Source organism: Methylocystis parvus OBBP, assembly GCF_027571405.1.
Classification (GTDB): domain Bacteria; phylum Pseudomonadota; class Alphaproteobacteria; order Rhizobiales; family Beijerinckiaceae; genus Methylocystis; species Methylocystis parva.
This window is the reverse complement of record NZ_CP092968.1, coordinates 1,226,824-1,250,161: the sequence shown is the minus strand read 5'-3', so window position 1 is coordinate 1,250,161 and position 23,338 is coordinate 1,226,824. Positions and strand designations below refer to the sequence as shown.

General features: G+C 59.4%; 23 protein-coding genes. 20 read left to right on the top strand and 3 right to left on the bottom strand.

Annotated elements, in window-relative coordinates; all coding sequences use genetic code 11:
• Positions 1-88: 88 nt before the first annotated feature.
• Positions 89-2,344, bottom strand: a complete 2,256-nt coding sequence (locus MMG94_RS06215) for a ComEC/Rec2 family competence protein (protein WP_016917864.1) — start codon at positions 2,342-2,344, stop codon at positions 89-91.
• 107 nt (positions 2,345-2,451) lie between these two features.
• Positions 2,452-2,661: a hypothetical protein gene (locus MMG94_RS06210; protein WP_016917863.1), complete on the bottom strand. Its 210-nt coding sequence runs from the start codon at positions 2,659-2,661 to the stop codon at positions 2,452-2,454.
• 143 nt (positions 2,662-2,804) lie between these two features.
• On the opposite strand from MMG94_RS06210, the gene MMG94_RS06205 reads away from it, so the two are divergent.
• From MMG94_RS06205 to MMG94_RS06165, 9 genes are all read left to right on the top strand, one after another.
• The gene (locus MMG94_RS06205) at positions 2,805-3,881 is read left to right on the top strand and encodes a DUF2336 domain-containing protein (protein ID WP_016917862.1); all 1,077 of its coding nucleotides are present in this window, start codon (positions 2,805-2,807) and stop codon (positions 3,879-3,881) included.
• 472 nt (positions 3,882-4,353) lie between these two features.
• A complete protein-coding gene (locus tag MMG94_RS06200; protein WP_016917861.1) occupies positions 4,354-5,373 on the top strand; it encodes a helix-turn-helix domain-containing protein in 1,020 nt (339 codons plus the stop codon).
• 1,537 nt (positions 5,374-6,910) lie between these two features.
• Positions 6,911-10,867: an RHS repeat-associated core domain-containing protein gene (locus MMG94_RS06195; protein ID WP_195840185.1), complete on the top strand. Its 3,957-nt coding sequence runs from the start codon at positions 6,911-6,913 to the stop codon at positions 10,865-10,867.
• 4 nt (positions 10,868-10,871) lie between these two features.
• Positions 10,872-11,102 carry a hypothetical protein gene (locus MMG94_RS06190; RefSeq protein ID WP_016922170.1) on the top strand — a complete coding sequence of 77 codons (231 nt, stop codon included), beginning with the start codon at positions 10,872-10,874 and terminating at the stop codon, positions 11,100-11,102.
• A gap of 119 nt (positions 11,103-11,221) precedes the next feature.
• The gene (locus MMG94_RS06185) at positions 11,222-11,377 is read left to right on the top strand and encodes a hypothetical protein (protein WP_154419975.1); all 156 of its coding nucleotides are present in this window, start codon (positions 11,222-11,224) and stop codon (positions 11,375-11,377) included.
• A 497-nt stretch (positions 11,378-11,874) separates the two neighbouring features.
• Complete coding sequence (locus MMG94_RS06180; protein ID WP_154419977.1) at positions 11,875-12,267, top strand: hypothetical protein; 393 nt, start codon at positions 11,875-11,877, stop codon at positions 12,265-12,267.
• A 26-nt stretch (positions 12,268-12,293) separates the two neighbouring features.
• On the top strand, positions 12,294-12,635 hold the full coding sequence (locus MMG94_RS06175) for a hypothetical protein (protein WP_244415555.1): 342 nt from the start codon (positions 12,294-12,296) through the stop codon (positions 12,633-12,635).
• Positions 12,636-12,691: 56 nt separating this feature from the next.
• Positions 12,692-14,824 carry an RHS repeat domain-containing protein gene (locus MMG94_RS06170; protein WP_154419979.1) on the top strand — a complete coding sequence of 711 codons (2,133 nt, stop codon included), beginning with the start codon at positions 12,692-12,694 and terminating at the stop codon, positions 14,822-14,824.
• Positions 14,825-14,855: 31 nt separating this feature from the next.
• Positions 14,856-15,197: a hypothetical protein gene (locus tag MMG94_RS06165; protein ID WP_154419981.1), complete on the top strand. Its 342-nt coding sequence runs from the start codon at positions 14,856-14,858 to the stop codon at positions 15,195-15,197.
• 386 nt (positions 15,198-15,583) lie between these two features.
• Here MMG94_RS06165 and MMG94_RS06160 read toward each other — a convergent pair whose 3' ends face one another.
• Complete coding sequence (locus tag MMG94_RS06160) at positions 15,584-15,787, bottom strand: transposase (protein ID WP_420846622.1); 204 nt, start codon at positions 15,785-15,787, stop codon at positions 15,584-15,586.
• Between MMG94_RS06160 and MMG94_RS06155 the strand changes: the two genes are divergently transcribed.
• From MMG94_RS06155 to MMG94_RS06105, 11 genes are all read left to right on the top strand, one after another.
• On the top strand, positions 15,759-16,253 hold the full coding sequence (locus MMG94_RS06155; protein ID WP_081495764.1) for an RHS repeat-associated core domain-containing protein: 495 nt from the start codon (positions 15,759-15,761) through the stop codon (positions 16,251-16,253). The genes MMG94_RS06160 and MMG94_RS06155 overlap by 29 nt on opposite strands.
• Positions 16,254-16,309: 56 nt before the next feature.
• Positions 16,310-16,582: a DUF3658 domain-containing protein gene (locus tag MMG94_RS06150; protein ID WP_016922185.1), complete on the top strand. Its 273-nt coding sequence runs from the start codon at positions 16,310-16,312 to the stop codon at positions 16,580-16,582.
• A gap of 181 nt (positions 16,583-16,763) precedes the next feature.
• Positions 16,764-16,967 carry a hypothetical protein gene (locus MMG94_RS06145; protein WP_154419983.1) on the top strand — a complete coding sequence of 68 codons (204 nt, stop codon included), beginning with the start codon at positions 16,764-16,766 and terminating at the stop codon, positions 16,965-16,967.
• Positions 16,968-16,995: 28 nt separating this feature from the next.
• Positions 16,996-17,469, top strand: coding sequence for an IS66-like element accessory protein TnpA (gene tnpA, locus MMG94_RS06140; RefSeq protein ID WP_016922180.1), 474 nt, complete (start codon positions 16,996-16,998; stop codon positions 17,467-17,469).
• On the top strand, positions 17,469-17,822 hold the full coding sequence (gene tnpB, locus MMG94_RS06135; protein WP_016922179.1) for an IS66 family insertion sequence element accessory protein TnpB: 354 nt from the start codon (positions 17,469-17,471) through the stop codon (positions 17,820-17,822). Before tnpA ends, tnpB begins: the two co-directional genes overlap by 1 nt.
• Positions 17,823-17,874: 52 nt before the next feature.
• Positions 17,875-19,455 carry an IS66 family transposase gene (gene tnpC / locus MMG94_RS06130; protein WP_016922178.1) on the top strand — a complete coding sequence of 527 codons (1,581 nt, stop codon included), beginning with the start codon at positions 17,875-17,877 and terminating at the stop codon, positions 19,453-19,455.
• Complete coding sequence (locus tag MMG94_RS06125; protein ID WP_016922177.1) at positions 19,421-20,110, top strand: UPF0149 family protein; 690 nt, start codon at positions 19,421-19,423, stop codon at positions 20,108-20,110. The genes tnpC and MMG94_RS06125 overlap by 35 nt, the downstream gene beginning before the upstream one ends.
• Entirely contained in the window at positions 20,092-21,159 is a 1,068-nt protein-coding gene (locus MMG94_RS06120; protein WP_195840186.1) for an RHS repeat-associated core domain-containing protein, read from the top strand. The genes MMG94_RS06125 and MMG94_RS06120 overlap by 19 nt, the downstream gene beginning before the upstream one ends.
• A 290-nt stretch (positions 21,160-21,449) precedes the next feature.
• A complete protein-coding gene (locus MMG94_RS06115) occupies positions 21,450-21,821 on the top strand; it encodes an ankyrin repeat domain-containing protein (protein ID WP_157212419.1) in 372 nt (123 codons plus the stop codon).
• A 50-nt stretch (positions 21,822-21,871) separates the two neighbouring features.
• Positions 21,872-22,771, top strand: a complete 900-nt coding sequence (locus MMG94_RS06110; protein ID WP_016918201.1) for an RHS repeat domain-containing protein — start codon at positions 21,872-21,874, stop codon at positions 22,769-22,771.
• 18 nt (positions 22,772-22,789) lie between these two features.
• A complete protein-coding gene (locus tag MMG94_RS06105; protein ID WP_154419987.1) occupies positions 22,790-23,293 on the top strand; it encodes a hypothetical protein in 504 nt (167 codons plus the stop codon).
• Positions 23,294-23,338 lie beyond the last annotated feature (45 nt).

Here is a 23,338-nt window from a genome sequence, read left to right as displayed (position 1 = left end):
GCAAAGTTGAGAATGTTCATAGCCGACTCGCAGCGCCATAAATGCGCGCGGCGCTGGATCCGCGCGGACGATTGAGATGTGCGCCGTCTCACTCCAGCGGCTCAGCAAGTTCGGCTTTCTCCGTCTCCTCATCCTCGACGCTCGCATGCTTGACGTTTTGCGCATGGCGCGGCGACCAAGGCCGGTCTTCCTCCACGCCGCGCGCGGTCCGCCAGGCGACGCCTTCCTTCAGGAGGCGTAAGGAGACGGCGCCCGTTTCAGAGAGCTTGCCGCGGTCGATGACGATCGGCGCCGCGCAACCTTCCGGCGCCCGTAGCGGCGTGACGACGATTGCGGCGCGGGCGCAATCTTCGAGAAAGGCGTTCTTTTCCAGGACGAGCGCCACGACGCGTCCATCGACGGCGCGCGCGATGCAACCGGCGTCGTCGCAGGACGCGCCGCCTTTCGCGTCGGCGGCGTCGCGCGAATCCGCGTCGGCCCGCAGCCATTGTTCCGCCGCGAAAGCGCTCGTCTTTTTCCCGAGCAAAGTCAATTCGCCGGACGGTTGTCGCAAGGCCGCCGCATCGCCCGTCGCCGGCACGGCGATATCGAAGCCGGCGCCGCTCGTCGCGCCTGCGAGCCCGACGAGGACAAAGGGGATCGCCGTCGCGCGAAGCGTCCAGCTCCGCCACAACACGACCGAAAGCACAGCGAGCGCCAGAAAGACGATCGCCCAGGGCGCGAAGGCCGGCACGTTGAGGCTCGCGCCCGGCGCGCTGGCGATCAAGCCGGCGAGCCAGGTGACGAGATGAATTCCCATTTCGAGATAGCGCCAGACGAAGCCGTCGAGACCGAAGGGATAAAGCGCCGCGCCGATCAGCGCGCAGGGGACGGCGAAGAATTCAATGACCGCCAGCGTCAGCGGATTGCCGATGAGAACATAGGGGCTCAATTCATGAAAATCATTGGCCATGAAAGAGGCGGTCGCGGCGGTGGCGCAGAGGGTCGCGACGAGCGCGGCGCCGGGGCCGTGCAATAGCCTTTCCGCCAAGGCCTCGCGCCATTCGGAGAAGCGCCCGCGCATGCCGGGGATGGGCGGTTTTGCGCGCGCCCGCGCAAGGTAGTCGCCGCGCCATTCATAGACGGCGATGAGCGCGGCGACGGCGGCGAAGGAGAGCTGGAAACTCGCGCCCAATATCGCCTCGGGTTCGAAGACGACGACGAAGAAAGCTGCGAGCGCGAGGTTGCGCATGGAAAGGGAAGGGCGATCGAACAAGACCGCCGCGAGCATGATGAGCGTCATGACAAGCGCGCGTTCCGTCCCGACGCGCGAGCCCGTGCCGACGTCATAGAGAACGGCGCCGATCATCGCGAGCCCCGCCGCCCATTTCTTGATCGGATAATTGAGCGCCAGAGTCTGCGACATCGCCAGCAGACGCCGCAGGCCGACGAAAAAAATTCCGGCGACCAGCGTCATTTGCATGCCGGAAATGGTGACGATGTGGAAAATCCCGGCGCGGCGGATGAGGTCCTTCGCGCCTTCGGAAAGGTAATCGCGCTTGCCGGTCACCATGGCGGCGGCGATCGCCCCCGCATCGCCGCCGATCGTTTTATAGACGCGTGACGCGAGCGCGTTGCGCATGCGGTCGATGGCCGCGAAGAAGCGCAGCGCGAGAGAGGCGGGATCCGGCGGGGCCATGATTTCGATGCGGCCAAGCGAATTGCCGACGCCGCCGAGCCGCGCGAAAAAAGCGTCGCGGGCGAAATCGTAGCCGCCGGGCAGCGCCGCGCGCGCCGGCGGCATGATGCGCGCTTTGAGGCCGATGAAATCGCCCGCCGCGAAAGCCGGCTCGCCGCGCGTCGTCAGTCGCACGCGCGCCGGCGTAATGTCGTCCGGCAATCCTTCCGCGCTCGCGACGCGCATGATGAAGCGCGCGCCTGCCGGGCGGAGGTCGATCTCCTCCACAAATCCGGTGAGTTCGCCCACGCCGATGCGCGTCGCGATGGGCGCGGCGACGCGCGCCGATCGCCATGCGCCGGCCGCGAAGCCCGCCGCTGTGAAGGCGAGGGCGAGAAAAACTGCGTGCGCCCGGGCGTGGCGCCGCGTGACGAAAGCGAGCAGGGCGGCGAGCGCCAGCGCGCTGAAACACAGAATGAGCGAGGGCTCGCGCTCGGCCGCGAAATAGAGGACGACGCCCGCTCCGGCGGCGACGGCGCGCCACAGGAAGGGGCGTCCGAGTTCGACCTCCTGCGCATAGGCTGCTTGCAGCGCGACGGCGTATTTTCGGGAAAGAGGCCCGAGCGGCAAGGCGAGGGCCGCGCCCCCGCGCTCATCTTGCTCCGCTGCGCGCGTCGCGTCGCTCACCTCAAACCAAGCCCCAAAGAAATAAACTTGGCGGAGATTAGAGCGGATTAAGGCGCTTTGCTACGGCCGAGGCCGAGGCTTGAAAGAATGTGAGAGCAGCGAAAGGTTTACGCGCGTGCGCGGCTTTTTCGCTTCTTGCCGCCGCGCGGTCCATGGCCATGTCCCTGGCCTTGGTCGGGCGTCAGCGCGTCCTGCGGCTCCTCGATGCGCGCGTAACGCACGCCGAGGAAGAAGAGAATTTGCGCGCCGCCGCTTGGCGGCCCGCTTCGTTCGCGCGCCGTTTTCTCGCGTATTTGGAAGGCGACGACCTCCCCCATTTTCGATCCTCCGCACTGGCTGCGGCCAAAAGTGAATCGCCCGTTACCGCGATTAGGGGACGGCGAGGGTTAATGTTCCGTCAACGTCCTCGTGCTAATTTGAAACTGATGATCGCGTAAGCGTTTGAGTGAGTAGCGCGTCAATGCAGTTAGAGAAGAGTCAGCGCCGAATCGTCGACGCCTCGCTCCTGCGAGCCATCGTGGACCAGTTCGTCGCAAGACCCACGCATCCGGTCAGCGACATCAGGCAATTCGAGCGTCTGGCGCTCGGGCTCATCGATATCGTCGACGTCGAGTCCGCGGCGAAAGCGGCGCGGCCATTATGTTTCCATCCTGAGACGCCCGAGCCGATTTTCAGCCGTCTGTTTGAGAAGGGCGGCGCCTGCGCGGCGCTCGTCGCGGAATTCGCGCCAAACGCGCCGCGCGGCGATCTCATTGCTCTCGCCATTGCCTCGGACGGGCCTCTGCTAAGCGCGGTCGCGCGACGCAAGGATCTCGACCACGAAATCGTGGACGCGCTGGCGCAGCGCGCTGAGCCGGAGGCGCTGCGCGCGCTCGCGGCCAACTGGTCCGCCCATCTCGATCAGGCCGCGCGACGCGCCTTGTTGCACGCGGCGCGGGACGATCTCACGCTCGCGCGCATCCTGCTCGACCGCGACGATCGCGCCATCGATCCGGAGACGCTCTTCCTCGCCGCGACGCGGCTGGAGCGCACGGGGATCATTCTCAACGCCTGCCGTCGCGCGCTTTCCGGCGGCCTCGCGGAGCTTTGCCGCGCCGAGGCGGTTTTCACGCGACGCCTCGAAGGCGCGGCCGTGCGCCGGGATCGCGACGCCATGGCGGCGCTGCTCGCCGACGCGCTCGAATGCCGCAAGGAGCGCGCCCGCGCCGTCGTCTCCGACAGCCAGGGCGAGGCGCTCGCTTTGGCGCTCGCCGCGCTCGGCGTCGATCCCGACGCCGCGACCCGCATCTTCCTTTGCGCCGATCCCGCGATTTCGCACGACACGGACCGCGTGCGGTCGCTCGTCGCCCTGGTGCGCTCGACGCCGCAGCGCGCCGCCCTGCAGATCGTCGCTTCCGTCACCGGCGCCCTGCGCGGCGATCGGGAAGCGCAGCGCCGTCCGACGCGCGACGACGCGCTGGTCGGCGGTCCCGGCTGGCGCCGCGCGGCGCCGCGCCTTTCCGCCGAGCCGGTCCGGAAGCTCGATCAGTCGGCGTGATCTTTAAAGGCGGACCCACAAAACGGCTGGCGTGAATGGAGCCGCGTTATTTTGCCGTCATCCGCAAAAAGCCCGCCGTATGGCGGGCTTTTTTGTAATACGGCGACCGGCGCCTTCTTCGAGGAAAGGGAATCACATCAGCGCCGCCAGCGCGAGAGGTTTTTCAACAGCCTGATAGTGAGACGACATCGGACGCTCCAACGCGTCGAAGAAGGCCTATGACACGATTTCGGCATAGCGAAGTACAATTTCGGCAAATATTAGCGCCACGCTGACGTCTGGATGGGCGGATATTCAGAGTATTCATCCGCTGAACTAAATTCAGATTTCCATGAAATTCAGTTGAAGATAAGAACGGCTGCGCCGGTCGTGATGTTTAAAGTCGTTTCCAGTCTTGACGGCGGCGCGATTGCTTCTTAGCTGTAGCCCAGTTATCTTCTGCGAAGATGCAACGGTTGAAAGGCCATTGGGAATGCGGAGGTTTTCAAAGTCCCGCGTCCTGCCGCCTCTCGCTTTTGGGGAGGATCGCGCGATACATGCCGCGGATCCGTATCAAGCGGCCGCAGCGGCCCGGGTGCTGGGAGGCGTCGAGGTCTACGAGCCGGCTTTCACCGAAGCGCCGTTCCAGCACAAGATCGCAACTTTGAGTTTCAATGGACTCGAGCTCAACGCCGCCGCATCGAGCCCCATGAGATTAGGCATAAGGACGCCCAAGCAATGTTACCTGCTCATGCCTTTTTACGGCGACACGGCCCTCCAGATTGGCGCGCGTCAATATCAGTGGGGCGCGGCAGGTCGGGCCTTATTGCTTTCGGACTGCTTCTATAGATTTGGCACCGCCCAGACCAGGTCCGTATTAATTGCTCGAATCGATTCCGACAGATTGAAAAACACCATCTCCAGGATGCTGGGCGAGACGAACTCGGAAGAGCGGAATCTCGGCGACGAGGAAGTGCAGATTCTCGATCTGCAGACCGGTTCAATGAATTTCATGTCGGTGTTTCGTCATCTGTGCGCCTATATAAATTCCCCCGGCGTCAGCAGAATATTTCTGGAGAAGATTGGGCTGGACGACTGGTTTTATCGTCAGCTCGCCTGTTGGCTCAAGCCCGAGATCGTGCATGGCGGGGAGCCTGACCATTTTCGGGAACGCTCAACCGCGGGGACCATCGACGCGGTCTGCGACGCCATACGGAACAGTCTTGATAGACCTCTGACGAAATCAGAAATGGAGGAAATCGGCGGCCTTTCAGCCCGGGGACTTCAATATGCTTTTCAGAGGAAATTCGGTTGCTCGCCGATGGAGTGGCAGAGGCGCGAGAGGTTGTATGTCGCGCGGGAGCGACTGAGCAGGGAAGCAGAAAATATAGGCGTCTTGGAGCTTTCCTTGGATCTGGGCTTTTCGTCGCCTTCGCGGTTCGCCGCATATTATAAAGGCCTGTTCGGCGAAAGTCCGAAAGAAACAAAAACGCGGCGGCGGCGTCCGGCTTGAGACGGCGTCGCCGCTCGCCGGGCGCGGCGCTCCCAGGATCGCGCGCTCAGCCATCGCCGACAAGGAGTCGGCAAAAGCAGAAAATTTGCGTCAGTAGCCGCTTTTCGGGAGCAACTGGAAATCGCGCTCGTCGCCCAATCGCCATTCGTTGATTCCAGGACATCCGATGCCGGGGGATGAGCACGCCCGCCCGTCTGACCCCGGTCTTTCGAATTTCGCTTGCGGATAATTTCTGGGGAACGAATGCTTGCCGGCCTGAGCGGCCTGAACGAACAACAAGCATGAGGCGAGGATAAAGAGACGGAAGCTTGTCATGGCGTTGCCTCCTGCTTCAATGCATCGCTCTCTCATTGACCGCCGTCCCGGCTGTCATGCGTAGAAAGCTAGCCTGTCGAAGCAGATCGAACGACACGGACTCGGCATCGTTTTGGATTGATTTCGGCAAGGCGGGGGCGCGCCAAGCCTCCCGAATTACGGTGACAGAATTACGCAAATCACGGTGGGCCGGAAAAGTCCTCTCTCCATTCTGGGCTGGGCGATTGGGTCATTTTCTATCCACAGATTTTTATGACGAATAACGCGTGAAGAATGTTTCGATTTTTCGGCAGTCGCGGGTTTGCTGGATCACAAAGCCGCGCGCGCGTCTTCTCTTGTTGCATTGGCCGTGCTTCGCTGTCCATGCGCCTTAGTTTCTCTCAAGCAGGTCTCATTCATGCGCAAGGATTTTCATTCATTGAGCGCTTCCGTTTTCGGCGCGCTTTTTCCAGTTACGGCTCATCCGACTTTTACGAAACGGAATTTTGGCGGTTCGCTCGTCCGAGCGACGCTCGTTTTATGCGCGCTCGCCTACCAGCTTATTTGCTCTAAAAGGCAACATCGGTTGCTCACTTTGCCAGTTGTTTTCGCCGCTTTCGCCTTTCTTGGCTCCGCGCTGTGGTGTCCGCCCGCTAAAGCTTTCGGCGAGGGCGACGACGGGTGGCGGCCTCAATACGCCCCAGGTCAGTTCGACGATCCTACCGCTGCTTGCCTTGCCGATTTTAGCTACTGCAAGGGGACTAATTGCGACATATTTGGCGGGCGCGTAGGCCCCGATAGTACGTTTCTCGGGGTCACGCAGAACGGTGTGCGCAGCGCGAGTTGCGCCTGGACCATGGACATTCAAAGGGGGTGCCCCCCTGGCAAGAAGTGTGGTATATTTCCTGGGACGTATCCGAGCAGAAAGTGCGTAAACGGATACGCCCGTGGCGGCAGTTCTTGGTGTTATCAGGCATCCAGCGCCGCCCCATCCACGGCTTGCGGAGACCAGGGCAAGTCCGCGCCCAGCGCCGGCAATCCCATTCTGGTCACGGACGGCGCCAAGATCGAGAGCGCCACCGATTATGCGACCGGTGATGGCGAGTTCTTTATCTCGCGCCATTATCGCAGCCTGACCTTAGAAGAAAATCAGACAAACTATATCTATCTTCCCCCGCTACGCCTTGCACAGAACCTCGCCCCCGTCCGCGGCGCCGTCGGCGGCTGGCGCTTTAACTTTCAGATGGAGCTTCATCTTCAGGTCAACAGTGGCTGGGCTGTTTTTAACTCGGTGACGCTCATGCTGCCGCACGGCATGGGGTATGACTTTATTTATTCAGGATCGGGCAACACGTTTAATCCTTTGCCCGGCTATCTGACGCAAAACCGGTATAAGGTCGAGTTCATCGGCACACTGCCAAACCCTATTGATTTCTCCATCATCAGGAAAACGACCTCGCAATGGAAAGTGACGGACGCGGTCGAGAACCGCGTGTGGACGCTGCAGACGTTTTTGTTTGCGCCGGGCGGCGCGACGTACGAGATCGCGCGTCCAATTTCGATGTCGAAAGGCGGCTATACCTGGACCTTCGCTTATGACGCCTATGGCAATCTGCAGTCCATTACCGACACTTTTGGACGCGTATTTGGAATCAATTGGAATAACGTCTCTTGGACCAGCGCAGAAGTTTATCCCGCAACGTATATTCCGCCTTGGCCGTTGACGATCAAGGAAATCACGCTGCCGGGCGGCGGCAAGCTGAGCTACACATACGACCCGCCGCTGAAAGCGAATGGGTTTTCGGAGCCCGTTGCGCGTCGGTTGATGCGCGTCGAGCAGCTCAACCCAAGCGCAGCGTTAGTCGATTCGACGACGTACCATTATGAGAATGCGCAGTTCCCGGATTTTCTAACCGGGATCACCGATGCGCGCGGCGTGCGCTACGCGACCTTTTCCTATGACAGCCAGGGCCGCGCCTTGTCATCTGAGCACGCAGGCGGCTTGGACAAATGGCAGGTCGCCTACGGCCAAGCGCCAAACGGTGATCTTGTGCGCACGGTTACAAATCCGCTGGGCAAGGTCGCGACCTATACGTTTTCGCATCCTTCGAACGTAAATCAAACGAGCGTCAAGGGCGTCGACGGGCAGCCGAGCGCGAACTGCGTTGGCGGCACGAAGGCTTGGACGTATGACGCCAACGGCTTCATCGCCTCGGAGACGGACGAGGAAGGGCGCGTCACGGCCTATACTCGCGACGCCAGGAACCGACCGCTCACCAAGACGCGCGGGTCGGGGACGCCGCAAGCCGTGATGACGACCTACACCTGGCATCCGACGTTCAACATCGCGACGCAGACCGTCGAACCGGCCCTCACGACCAATGTCACGATCGACGCCAGCGGCCGCATCACGCAGGTGCAGAAAGTCGACACGACCACGCAGACCATTCCCTATTCCACTGCGGGGCTGACGCGCACGACGACCTATGGCTACAACGCCGCCGGGCGCCTGACCTCGGTCGACGGGCCGCTCGCCGGAACGGGCGACACGGTCGCCTACGCTTATTCGGCCGCCGGAAATCTCCAGACCGTCACCAATGAGATGGGCAAGGTGACGACCGTCACCGCCTGGAACAGCCGGGGCCAGCCGACCTCGATCACCGATCCCAACGGCGTCGTCACGACGCTCGCTTATGAAGCCGCGCGCGGCCTGTTGACGCAGATGAGCGTCGACGCCGCCGGAACGCCGGCGACGACAACGATCCAATATGACGCGGTCGGAGCGGTCACGAAGATCACTTTGCCCAACGGCGCCTATGAAAGCTACACATACGACAACGCCCGCCGGCTGGCGACGGTCGCCAATTCGGCGGGCGAGACGATCACTTACGCCCGCAACGCCAATGGCGACGCCACTTCCGTCACGATCAAGCGTCCCAACGCCACGACCGCTTATAGCCGCACGCGCGCCTATGACGAGCTGGGGCGCCTGATCCGTTCGATGGGGGCGGGGTCGCAGAGCTATCAGTTCGGCTATGACAAGACGGACAATCTCAAGACCGTCACCGACCCGCGGTCGAACGTCTTCTCCTACGGCTTCGATCCCCTCAACCGCCTGATCAGCGAGACCGACGAGGAGAACAAGACCGTCAATCTGACGCGCAACGGGACCGACGCGGTCACCACCTACACGGACGCGCGCAATCTCTCGACGAGCTATATCCGCAACGGCTTCGGCGAGGTCATTCAGGAAGTTTCGCCCGACCGGGGGACGATCGCCTATTGGCGCGACGCGCGCGGCCTCGTGACAAAACGCGCCGACGCGCGCGGGGTGTCGACCAACTACACTTACGACAATTCCGGCCGTCTGACGGGCAAGACCTATTCGGGTCAGCCCGCTTACTGGCAGTCCTTCGACTGGGATCTGACGAACGGGACGAGCGGCGTCGGCCGTCTGGTCGGCCTTTACAGCGAGTCGGGGACGAGCTGGCGCGGCATCGACACGAAGGGCCGCATCTGGATCGACTATCGGACGAACGCGCCGATGACATCGGCGCTGGCGACGCAATATGGCTACGACCCCGCCGGGAATATCTGGAACATCGTCTACCCCTCCGGGCGGAGCGTTACCTACGCCCGCGACGCGATGGGGCGCGTGTCAGGCGTGACGACGCAGCAGAACGCCGCCGCCGCTCCGCAAACGGTCGTCTCCGGCGTGCAGTGGAACCCCTACGGCCCCCTCGCCGGCCTGACGTTCGGCTACGGCGCCATTACGAGTTTCACGACCGACACGGATTATCGCATCACGCGGGTGCAGACCGGCTGGTCGGGCGGTCCGGGCTTCATCATCGACCGCGTCCTGTCGTGGACCGGCGACATGGTCGACAGCATCGCCGACAACAACAATCCGTCCACGACGCCGCCCTTCACCTATACGTCGCAGGCGCAGCTCTTCAGCTATACGCCGACGCGGCGGCTGATGACGGCGCAGGGCTATTACGGGACGCTCTCCTGGACCTACGACGCCAATGGCAACCGGGCTTCCGAAACGCGCAACGGCGTGACGTCGACCTACGCCTACCCCGCAACGTCGAATCGCCTAAGTTCAGTGACGCCTGCGGGACAGAGCGCGCGCAACTTCGCCTATGACGCGGCGGGGAACATCGTCAGCGACAGCCGCACGGGCGCGCTGGGGATGAGCTTCGAATATGACGTGGAGGGGCGTCTGTCCAAAGCCTACCAGACCAACGCCCCGTCGCAGGGCGCGGTCTACGGCTATGACGCCCTGAACCGTCTAGCCTCGCGCACGGCGACCAGCGGGTCGACCACGACGACCACGCTCTATGTCCACGACATCAACGACCACATCATCGCGGAGACCAATACGGCTGGTCAGACGCTGCGCGAATATATCTGGCTGAACGACCTGCCGATCGCGGTGGTGGACAAGGTCGATACGGCGACGCCGGTGATCTACTATGTCCACACCGACCATCTCGGCCGGCCGGCGCGTCTGGTGCTGGAGCAAGAATGGCACTGGGCCTGGGACGTGGCCTACGGTCCGTTCGGCGAGGTCGCAGGCGTCTGGAGCGACCCCGGCGTGACGCAGGACATGCGCTTTCCGGGACAATGGTTCCAGATGGAGAGCGGGCTGGCGTATAACTGGCATCGCCACTATGACGCGACGCTCGGGAGGTATCTGCGGCCGGATCCGATTGGATATGCGGGCGGGCGGAACTTGTATGGGTATGTGGGGCAAAATCCCTTTGCCTATATCGACGCGGATGGACAGAACCCCGCGTTTGGCTGCATTGTAGGCTCTTGGGGAGGACCCATTGGCTGCGGGATTGGAGCCGGAATTGGTACTGCGATCTCAGCCGCCATGGCACTTGCTGCGATCCTCAGCCTCCCGGGCGATAGCTCGAACCTGCAGGGCCATAGCTCGAATGAGCAGCAATGCAAAAAGCCATGCGGCCCGTGTAAAACTCTCAGTGGCAAGATCGTGCCTGTAGGGACTATAGCCTACAGACCTCTCGATACCCCTGATAAGCCTGAGCATGGAATTGTCGGACCGCACTATAACATCTACCGTGCTAACCAAAACCCGAACAATTGTCAGTGCTTCTGGCAGTCGGTCGGTGCAGTTAGGCCGTCCGAGTTGCCGGCCGGCGCTATACCAATTGAGCCATTCGCAAAGTGAACCAATGAAATACTCAACTGGACAAACAGTAAAGCTTGGTGACAGGGTTTCCCTAGCTAATGACTCAACAGGGGTTGTGGTCGCCAATCTTGACGGCGGTGAATTTGATGAAGGCTTCCCAGAACAAGAGTGGGGTTATTTGAAGCAGGGCGTAATCATCAAATTCACGACGTTTGGCATTATTCATTACAAGAAACTCGAGGAGGATTTGAAGTTTGTTGGTCGTGCTCCTTGATGTTAGGCCTATCACGTCGCCTGTAAAAAATGTTCTTAGATTTACCTCATGCACATGAGACATCGAAATTATTCTATGCAAGGCACTTGGCGTTTTTCGGTTCTCGCTTCGATACACTGATGGCAATCGCTATTCTCAAGAAGATGGCGGCAAAAGGGAATTTAGTTGCCCGCATGTTTTTGCAGGTGGCTATTTTTAAGTTGATGTGGCGGACAGAAGATTTCTGTCCCTGCCCTGCACCGCAACAAACCTACTTTTTGCATATTATGGTCTAGTTAGAGATCCCGATCAAGCGCGCAAAGAAATGTGGGGGGCATAGTTCCTTTCTGTCGCATTCCGTCCGCTTCATTCGAATCGCTCTTCCCTTACACGCCAGGAACAGGGGGCGAGCCCGTCCTACACTTCCATATTCTGCCATTCATGGACAAACATATCCCGGTCAATTCGAGACGCTGGCGGTAACGAATGGATATAAAAGAAAGAGTCTTATTCTATCTTCAGGAACTCTCGCGGGGACGATCAATCTGGCCGATTTTGATATGTTTGTCTCAAAAATGGAGAGTAGAGGAAATACCCTTCTAAATGAAGCCGTCCATGCACTCGGTCACTTTCTCGTCGACTGCGATATTCGAGACTCCGACAAAGAATACGATCGTCTCTGTCGAGAAAAATTACTTGAATAAAGCGGATCGGTAAGGATCCTATCCGGTAACCTCGAACCGGCCTCTCCTACAACTGGCATCGACATTACGACGCGACGCTCGGGAGGTATGTGCAGCCGGATCCGCTGCGGGTGGAGGAGAAGGAGGGAGAGACGATCGGGGGGTTGGCCCCGTCAGCGCTGCTGCCGCGAACGTCGCTTGTCGATGAGATTTATCAACTGTCGAGTGCGCAGCGTTTTGGCGCGGCTGCGGGGGTGACGACGGCCGCGTCGTCGCAACGCCTCATCTTTGCGGATGGGCCGGGTTTATTTGGTTACGCAAGTCAAAAACCGATGAGCTTAACAGACTTTAGTGGATTACAGCCAAACGATAAACGATTTGGATTTTCTAAAAAGTTTTGGCGCTGGTATCATCGAGAGGTCAAGCTCCCCGGAGACGCTGACCTATGCTACGAGGAAGCATGCGAGTTGCATGACGAATGGTGTCGTCTGGGTAAACCATGAAGCCAAAGCGTCCGAGAAAAATATCGGTGTCCGATGTGGTCCTGTGGCTTCAGTTGACAGGGCGCAAAAACATTTCTGAACGGCGTTTGAAAGTGATCAAGCCGTTCAGAAAAGCAGTCGTACATTCCGGAGAATACGTTGCCTTAAACTTGGCAATAAAGCTTGAGAGGTCTGTTTTTCTCAAAAGGCGCCAGACCGAATTACTGAAATCCTTCGCCGAGTTGGCGCCTTATAAGCTGGTCGCTGAAATCGCGATCTATCATCCTGCGGAGACGCAAGTTGCTCACTCGCAACTGCCTCCCCGCGTAATGAATTGCCTCACGACGCTTGGAGCAGAGCTCAATTTCATAACCTACATCGTCTCTTAACAAGCGCCATATGACGCGCATCGCTCGCATCGCCGTCCGGCCGCCTGATCCGTTCGATGGGGGCGGGGTCGCAGAGCTATCAGTTCGGCTATGACAAGACGGACAATCTCAAGACCGTCACCGACCCGCGGTCGAACGTCTTCTCCTACGGCTTCGATCCCCTCAACCGCCTGATCAGCGAGACCGACGAGGAGAACAAGACCGTCAATCTGACGCGCAACGGGACCGACGCGGTCACCACCTACACGGACGCGCGCAATCTCTCGACGAGCTATATCCGCAACGGCTTCGGCGAGGTCATTCAGGAAGTTTCGCCCGACCGGGGGACGATCGCCTATTGGCGCGACGCGCGCGGCCTCGTGACAAAACGCGCCGACGCGCGCGGGGTGTCGACCAACTACACTTACGACAATTCCGGCCGTCTGACGGGCAAGACCTATTCGGGTCAGCCCGCTTACTGGCAGTCCTTCGACTGGGATCTGACGAACGGGACGAGCGGCGTCGGCCGTCTGGTCGGCCTTTACAGCGAGTCGGGGACGAGCTGGCGCGGCATCGACACGAAGGGCCGCATCTGGATCGACTATCGGACGAACGCGCCGATGACATCGGCGCTGGCGACGCAATATGGCTACGACCCCGCCGGGAATATCTGGAACATCGTCTACCCCTCCGGGCGGAGCGTTACCTACGCCCGCGACGCGATGGGGCGCGTGTCAGGCGTGACGACGCAGCAGAACGCCGCCGCCGCTCCGCAAACGGTCGTCTCCGGCGTGCAGTGGAACCCCTACGGCCCCCTCGCCGGCCTGACGTTCGGCTACGGCGCCATTACGAGTTTCACGACCGACACGGATTATCGCATCACGCGGGTGCAGACCGGCTGGTCGGGCGGTCCGGGCTTCATCATCGACCGCGTCCTGTCGTGGACCGGCGACATGGTCGACAGCATCGCCGACAACAACAATCCGTCCACGACGCCGCCCTTCACCTATACGTCGCAGGCGCAGCTCTTCAGCTATACGCCGACGCGGCGGCTGATGACGGCGCAGGGCTATTACGGGACGTTGTCCTGGACCTATGACGCCAACGGCAACCGCGCGAGCGAAACGCGCAACGGCGTCACCTCCACCTACGCCTATCCCGCAACGTCGAATCGCCTAAGTTCAGTGACGCCTGCGGGACAGAGCGCGCGCAACTTCGCCTATGACGCGGCGGGGAACATCGTCAGCGACAGCCGCACGGGCGCGCTGGGGATGAGCTTCGAATATGACGTGGAGGGGCGTCTGTCCAAAGCCTACCAGACCAACGCCCCGTCGCAGGGCGCGGTCTACGGCTATGACGCCCTGAACCGTCTAGCCTCGCGCACGGCGACCAGCGGGTCGACCACGACGACCACGCTCTATGTCCACGACATCAACGACCACATCATCGCGGAGACCAATACGGCTGGTCAGACGCTGCGCGAATATATCTGGCTGAACGACCTGCCGATCGCGGTGGTGGACAAGGTCGATACGGCGACGCCGGTGATCTACTATGTCCACACCGACCATCTCGGCCGTCCGGCGCGTCTGGTGCTGGAGCAGAACTGGCACTGGGCCTGGGACGTGGCCTATGGCCCGTTCGGGGAGGTCGCGGGCGTCTGGAGCGATCCCGGCGTGACGCAGGACATGCGCTTTCCGGGGCAATGGTTCCAGATGGAGAGCGGGCTGGTCTACAACTGGCATCGACATTACGACGCCACCCTCGGGAGATATGTCCAGCCGGATCCGCTGCGGGCGGATGAGCGGGAAGGAGAGACGGTTGGGGGCGTCTCTGCGTGGCGCTTGCAACCTCCAGCTTCGCTAACCGATCAAATTTATCTGCGGTCGGGCGCGCAGCGATTCGGGGCGGCTGAAGGCCTGCAGACGCCCGCCTCACCCCGCCGCTCGAACTTTCCAGACGGCCCGAGCGTTTATGGATACAGCACGCAGAATCCGCTGGCGAAGGTTGATCCGAAAGGGTTGGTTACCGTTTGGCCTTATACACAGCGACCAGATGTCGGTGACAAATGCGCAGTACAGCGAGTGTGCCCTAACAGTGGGATAGCAATAGTGAGCGATGGCGGTATACCAGAACTATCTGCAAATATGATTGCTCTCATGGCGCAGCCAATGACAACGAGATTGTCGTCGAACATCTGGGTATCGTAGAATGCAAGAATTTCCTATAGGGGATATTAGCATGACATCGCACAAAAATGTTCCAGAAGGATTTCCAAGCCTAGAAAACCTGCATCTCAACGAAATCGAGAGCAATGGGACTGGGATTATAAAGTTGAGATTTGATGGGCAGCCAACGGAGGAATCTTATAACGAGCTCAATATTTTCCTTGTTGATGTTCGTCTTGCTTGTGCACAGTTTGAGTGTATACATGTTTTTCCTCTCACCAAGCATGTCGAAATCTATCGAAACGACGCAAATATATGGACGATTGATGTAGGCTTCAATGAAGGGAAAGTATTATTTGAAGCAAAAAAAATGACTTATATTCTTTCTAGTAGGAATAGAGGAAGAAAATGCTAACAAATGGCGAGTCACTTCGGCAGCTTATCGGATGGTCTCTTAAGGATTTTTCGTATAGGCCTACTTTTTTTGTGTGTTTAAATATGATAAATTTCCAGATTCAGAAAGAAGATACTTTAGATATTCGACGTCTTGCACGAGTCTATTTTAATAACCCTCATATATTAAATGTTAAACTTGGGGATAGTGGTGTAAATAAAGAGCTGGTCGACATGCTAGAGGAAGGTGGCGTAGCGTCGACATATGATGCGCATTCCTCTTGTTCTCAATTCACATTGAATTTTTCGGATTCTTCATCTATCATTATAGGTTCTCGGTCTTTTAATATCGTGTTATTTTGAGTGTTGGACCTATGACGCTTCTCAGAGTCCGTTTGAGAATTGATTTCAGTGCGCGATCCTGCGCAAGAGGAGTCCACCGAGAGCGACGTGGATCATGGCCTTGGAGACGTCGATGCGCTTTTCGTAATCGCGCACGAGGCGTCGCCAGCGGGTCATCCAGCCAAAGGTTCGCTCAACCACCCAGCGTCGCGGCAGGACTTTGAAGCCTGGATCGGCGTCGATGCGCTTCACGGGACAGTGGTTCCAGATGGAGAGCGGGCTGGCGTATAATTGGCATCGACATTACGACGCGACGCTTGGGAGATACGTCCAGCCGGATCCGATCGGCTATGCGGGCGGGCGGAGCCTTTATGGGTATGTGGGGCAGAACCCGCTCGCGTATGTTGATCCGGATGGGCGGACAGCGATCGCTATTCCCGCAATCTGTATTAGATTTCCCGCTCTATGCATCGGAGCGGCTGGCGCCGCTGCGCGAGCCGCAGGAGACTTAATTCAGGCTGGAATTGACTTCTGCCGTAGCAAAACCGGAAATGATTCACCAAAAGATGGAGGCTGTGACAAAGAATGGAAGGAGGCATACGAAATATGTCGAGAACTGATCGCCAATGGTGAAAATTTCAATAAGCGAAGGTTTGGCCCTGAACCGTATAATTTACGCAGATGTGCGATGGGCTATGTTTCTGAACGATGTGGCGGAAATCCCGTAACTCATTAGTCTACTGCTATATATTTGACTTCGCAACAAAGCGCATAATGCGCCGGAGGATATGCATGAATATCGACAAAAATAATATGGATAATGATAAAATAATCGACGCCGCCATAATGTCATGTACCGAATATAGCTGGAAAAAAACGGCTCTAATTATTGAGAGAGTGTTGAAGACAATTCGGGAGGAGTGGTCTGATCAGCTAATTGATAGGATCATATGCCGTATTCGGCAGTTGGAAAAGGTTGGGAACCTGGAAATCAGTGGAGATGTTTCGCTTCTTAGAAGCAGCGAAATACGCCTCACCTATTCGCTCGAATCAGAGAAAAAATGATGCGATGAAGGCGATTTAAAGGCTAACTTCCGCCTATCACGAGGCAATCGTCTCACCGAGACTTTGAGCAGTGTGACCTCCACCTACGCCTATGCGGCAACCTCGAACCGGCTGACGTCGGTCACGTATTACGGTGAATACGAATTGCATAATTTACCCTCCAGCCCGCCCCCGCGACCTGATGCGGCGGGTCGCGGCGGTGACGACGCGGCAGAACGCCGCCGCCGCCGCCCAGTCCGTCGCTTGGAACGTGACGTGGAACCCCTATGGCCCGCTCGCCAGCATGAGATTCGGCTATGGGGGCTCCGCAATCTTCACGACCGATGCGGATTACCGTATGCGTGATCTGACGACCGCCTACCGGAACGCATATGGAGTTGGTTAGGTGTCCACCATCGAACAGGTGGACACCAATGTCGGCGGCGAAGGATGGCGTCAAGCGGCGCACGTGGAGCCTTGAGGAGCGGCAGCGGATCGTTGCGGAGGCGTTGGCGCCTGGCGCGTCCGTAGCGGCTGTCGCGCGACGGCACGGATTGAACGCCAATCTGGTTTTCAAGTGGCTGCGGCGTTCGCGCGAAGGCTGGCTGGATCGCCGGCGGGGGCCGGCGAAAGAGACAGCGCCCGCGAAAATGTCGCCGGAGCTAGCCGCACAGACTTTCGTTCCCGTCGAGCTGCTGGAGTTGAAGCCGGCTCCGATGAGCCCGGCTCTGCCGCCGTCGTCGGCGCCGGTGGCGAAGATTGCCGCCACGCCGGCGCGGGTGTCGCGCAAGAACGTGCGGCGCGGCGCCATGGAAGTCAGCCTGCCGAATGGCGCGCGCTTGTCGCTCGACGCAGATGTGGACACTGAGGCTCTGCGCCGCGTGTTGTCGGCGCTGGGTGACCTTTGATGCTTCAGTTCGCGCCGGGGGTGAAGGTCTATCTGGCGTTGAAGCCCGTCGACATGCGGCGCGGTTTCGACGGACTCGCCGCCGACGTGGCGCAGGTGCTTCGCAACGATCCCTTCTCCGGCGCGGCTTTCGTGTTCCGGAGCAAGCGCGGCGATTACGTGAAGATCTTGACCTGGGACGGGTCGGGCCTGTGTCTTTTCGCCAAGCGGCTGGAGAAGGGAAAGTTCGTCTGGCCGCCGATCGTCGAGGGCGCGTTGCAATTGACGGCGGCGCAACTGGCCTTGCTGATCGAGGGGATCGACTGGCGGCGGACGGTTGCGCCAGAAGCGCCGGAACGCCCGGTCTTCCTTTAGAATCCATGCATTCTCGAGCTGCGCCGACGCGTGTCTTGTGGTAGACAAAACCATGTCGCGCGCCGCTGCCGATTTGCCCGAAGACCCCACCGAACTGCGACGGTTCGCCGAGGCGCTCGCCGCGGAAGTTCACGCCAAGACCCTGCTGATCGAGAAGCTGAAAATGCAGCTCGCCGTTTTGCGGCGCGCGCGTTTCGGGCGTTCGTCGGAAAAGCTCGACCGCGATATCGAACAGCTCGAACTCTTGATCGGCGACATGGAGGAGAGCGACGCCGGGCGCGTGGCGCGAAGCGAAGCGACCACAAACGGCGCTTCGTCATCGACCCCGAAGAAGCCGTCCGTTCGTGCGCCTCTGCCCGACCATCTCCCGCTAGAGACGGTCGTGCACGACGCGCCCTGCGTCTGCCCGACCTGCGGCGGGAGCAAATTCGGACGGGTCGGCGTCGACGAGCGCGAGATGCTGGAATATGTCGCCTCGCACTTCAAGCGCGTGGCGCATGTGCGGCCGAAGATGAGCTGCCGCGCCTGCGAGACGATCGTTCAGGCGCCCATGCCGACGCTGCCGATCGAGAAGGGACGGCCGGGGCCGGCGCTGCTGGCTCATGTCATCGTCGCCAAATATTGCGATCACCTTCCGTTGCATCGCCAGTCCGGCATTTACGCACGCGAAGGCGTGACGATCGACCGCTCGGTCATGGCCGGCTGGGTCGGCCATATGGCGGCGCTGCTGGAGCCGCTGGCCGAGTGCATCGCGCGTCACGTGCGCGGCGGTCCCGCCGTTCATGCTGACGATACGACGGTGCCCGTGCTCGATCCGGGACGCGGCAGAACGAAGACTGGCCGATTATGGACGGCGGTGCGCGATGAAAGGCCCTATGGGTCGACGGCGCCGCCGGCCGCCTTCTACCTCTACTCGCCGGACCGCACGTCCGAGCACGCCCATGCCTTGCTGAAGGGCTGTCGCGGCCATCTCCATGCCGATGGCTACACGGGCTTCGGCGGCCTTTACGAGGCCGATCCGAAAACCGGCGCGCCGGCGCCGCTGAAGGAGGTCGCCTGCTGGGCGCATGCGAGGCGCAAGCTCTACGACGTGCATATCGAAACGAAATCGCCGGCGGCGGCCGAAGCGCTCGACATCATCGCGCGGCTCTTCGTCATCGAGGCCGGCGTCAAAGGCAAGCCGCCGGCCGAGCGCGTCGCCGCGCGCCGGGAACGATCGGCTCCCGTCCTTGCCGAACTCCGCGCCTTCCTTGACGCGACGCTGGCCAAAATCAGCGGCAAGAGCGACTTCGCCAAGGCCATCCGTTATGCGACCTCGCGCTGGATGGCCTTGATCCGCTACGTCGACGACGGACGTCTCGAGATGACGAACAACGCTGCCGAACGTGCCGTCAGGCCCCTGACATTGGGCAGAAAAAACTACCTCTTTGCCGGCTCCGACGAGGGCGGGCGAAGGGCGGCGATCATGTATACGCTGATCGAAACCGCGCGCTTCAACGACGTCGATCCGGAAGCCTGGCTCGCCGACGTCATCGCTCGCATCGCCGATCACCCGATCAACCGGATCGATGATCTCCTTCCCTGGAAATGGAAGCCTCATGCGGAAGCCGCCGCGCCATCTCGGGCAGCTTAAAAGCGCTCTCCTCGACATGGGCGAGGAGGCCATGCTGCTGGAAGAACTCGATGGGCTCGTCGCCGGCGTGCTCGTTTGTCCGGAGATGATCCCGCCGAGCGAATGGCTGCCGGTCGTCTGGGGGCAGACGGACGAGGAGGCGGCGCCCGCCTTCGACTCGATGGCTCACCTGAACGAAGTGCTGGCGCTCGTCATGGCGCACTACAATGATCTCGCGAAACGGCTTTTCGAGAGGCCCGGGACCTATGCGCCTTACTTCGCCATCGATGATCGCAACGGCGATGTGCTTTGGGAGTTGTGGATCGAAGGCTTCGAAAAGGCGGTGAAGCTTCGCCCCGCTGCATGGCGACCGTTGCTCGATGCGGACTTGGATACCGCCAAAGCCATGTCGGGCTTGCTGACGCTCGCCGATATCGCTCGAGGCGACGCGCGCTTCTCCAAGCTCGAGCATGACGCCCTCGCATCAACCGCGACGGAACTGATCGGCCCGTTCGTCTTGGCCCTCAATAAATGGCGTCTCGAAAGCCATGATCTCGGCGACATGACGCCAGTATCGTCGCCGCTCACATCCACTTCGTTCGGCAAAGTCGGTCGCAACGATCCCTGTCCATGCGGATCAGGCAAAAAATACAAGAAATGCTGCGGCCTCAACTGATCCGCGGTCGTCGCATCACGCTTACGGATTACCGCATCACCCGCTATCAGCACGGCTCCCCGACCGATCCGGGCCTTTTCGTCGACCGCGCGCTCGCCTGGACCGGCGACGTCGTCGCCTCGATCATCGACAACAAGAACCCCGGCGCGACGCCCGGCCAGTATAATTCCCAGTCGCAACTCTTCGCCTATACGCCGACGCGGCGGCTCATGACGGCGCAGGGCTATTACGGCACGCTCGGCTGGACCTATGACGCCAACGGCAACCGCCTCACAGAGACCGCGAACGGCGTGACCTCCACCTACGCCTATCCCGTCACGTCGAACCGGCTGAGTTCGGTCACGCCTTCGGGACAGAGCGCGCGCAACTTCGCCTATGACGCGGCGGGGAACATCGTCAGCGACAGCCGCAGCGGCGCGCTCGGCATGAGCTTCGAATATGACGTCGAGGGACGTCTGTCCAAGGCCTGGCAGACCAACGCCCTGTCGCAGGGAGCGGTCTACGCCTATGACGCCCAGGACCGCCTGGCGTCTCGCACCGTGACGAGCGGCGCGACCACCACGACGACGCTCTACATCCACGATCTCGACAACCACGTCATCGCCGAGACCGATGCGGCGGGGGTGACGAGGCGCGAATATATCTGGCTGAACGACATTCCGATCGCCGTGATCGACGGCGCCGACACGGCGACGCCGACAATGTATTCCGTCCACACCGACCACTTGGGCCGCCCGGCGCGCATGGTGGCGCAGAACTGGGCTTCCGTGTGGGACGTGATCTATTCGCCCTTTGGGGCGGTGAGCGCGATCTTCGATTCGACCACCAAGCTCGACATGCGCTTTCCAGGACAGTGGTTCCAGATGGAAAGCGGGCTGGCGTACAACTGGCATCGCCACTATGACGCGAGCCTCGGGAGGTATGTGCAGCCGGATCCGATCGGCTATGTGGGCGGGCGGAGTCTCTATGGGTATGTCGGGCAGAACCCGCTGGCGCATGTCGATCCCGATGGGCAAATTGTAAAATGGCCCAAGGTCGGAGTTGACTGAGATGCTTTCCAAAAGCAAATGGATTACGATAATTATCATCGGATTTGCGACCGGCAAAAGCCATCGGGGCTATCGCCTTGCGCGGATGCCCGTTGGAGGTATCGTCAAGCCAAGGTCTGCTATCAGAGACGATTAGATTGGGAAGAGCGCTGGGGGAATGCAGAAACTAGACTTAAACATGCCTCGGCAATACAAAATGTAAAAGAGCGTATGACGAACGCGGCGGATGACATCAAGAAGTATTGTAACACGCAGGTTTGTCCACCAGACGGGCCTGAGGATTGATGACGATGGCATCTCTTGCTGAAGTTTTAGAAAAATGCGAGGAGACGGCAAGTTGGTTTGGTATGTCCATCACGTCGCTTGATCAAAAAAATTATCTCGACGATACGCCCTTACACACAGTTTGTACTTGGGGTGATATCGACGCAGTAAAGACTCTTTTAGACGCCGGGGCAAACGTCAACGCTTTGGGCGACCACGAAGGAGTGCCTTTGTTTAACGCTATCATTGGTCGTAACGCCGGCGTCGTGCGATTGTTGCTGGAGAGGGGCGCTGACCCCAATGTTGCAAACTCTTTTGGATGGACGCCGTTAGGACACGCGGAGACTGTGGGAGCGCCCATGGAAATTATTCAGCTTTTGCGTCGCGCTGTAAAATAGTGTTTGTTCCGGACGCTCCCGCATGGGCGCGCCGGGGATGCCCGTCCAGTATGACGTCGAGAGACGGCTGTCGAAGGGCCTATCAGACCAACGTCCCGTCGCAGGGGGCGGTCTACGCCTATGACGCGCAGGACCGCCTGGCTTCTCGCACCGTGACGAGCGGCGCGACCACCACGACGACGCTCTACATCCACGATCTCGACAACCACGTCATCGCCGAGACCGATGCGGCGGGGGTGACGCTGCGGGAATATATCTGGCTGAACGACATTCCGATCGCCGTGATCGACGGCGCCGACACGGCGACGCCGACAATGTATTCCGTCCACACCGACCACTTGGGCCGCCCGGCGCGCATGGTGGCGCAGAACTGGGCCTCCGTGTGGGACGTGATCTACTCCCCCTTCGGCGGCGTCGCGGCGATCTTCGATTCCACGACCAAGCTCGACATGCGCTTTCCGGGACAGTGGTTCCAGATGGAGAGCGGGCTGGCGTACAACTGGCATCGACATTACGACGCGAGCCTCGGGAGGTATGTGCAGCCGGATCCGATGGGACTATCATCTTTACAAACGGATGGTCCGAACCCCTTCGATTATGTAGGGGGGAACCCCTTGGCGAGGATCGATCCAAAGGGGCAGTTCGCTATTCCAGCGATCCCAGTTTTGATTCCGATCGTAGCCGGCGCCGCTGCGTATTATAGTGGGAAACTGATCATTACAGCTTGGGAGAGCAGAGCCAGAGGCAAAGTCGATCCAGTTCAGGATGTGCAGCCGATAAACCCTGGCAAAGATTGCAATGGCAAGTGCAACCCTTGCCCGCCAAACATATACTGGGAAGCGGAAGGCGATGCGCATGGGTCTACGGGGGGTAAACACCGACACGGCATTGAATGGCATCAGGCACCAGATTGCACCTGCTATCCAAAACGAGTTAGCCATCAGGATTAACGAGCAGGGAAACATAAAATGCTGGCCATGGATGACTCAAATAACCTGGACATAAGGATGCGCCTCTTCCGGTCTTTAAGCAGGGAAGTTTTCAATATAGCTTTTTATGTAGATAATCCTTGGAGTAATACTAAATTAGCCTGGAATATAAACGAATATTTTACAGAACTTGAGAGACATATGTTCAATTATATCGTTCTAGAGCCTCTTGATTTTCAGATCATTCCTTATGGAAGGGTAAATCATGAAATAGAGGTGATAGGCGCTAGCTATTTAGACTCTATACCTGCGTTATTAAACCGCGATATAGAATCTGGATACTGGGACTATCCTATTAAAGAAATCCCATCTGATGCAAAATGCAAATTTATTTCATTTTTTGACTGGTCTGATATTGACTTAAAAGACTATGAATTTGTGAAAATAACTATAATTACATGCAAATCTCTTCCGGAAATTGTAGGAAAGCATGCGCTTGTCGCGCCCCGGAATATTATTTTTGTCAGAGGAAGGGACGGTTAAGCTTAACTGGACGCCGTGACGAATACACGTGTCAGCGCGCTCGGC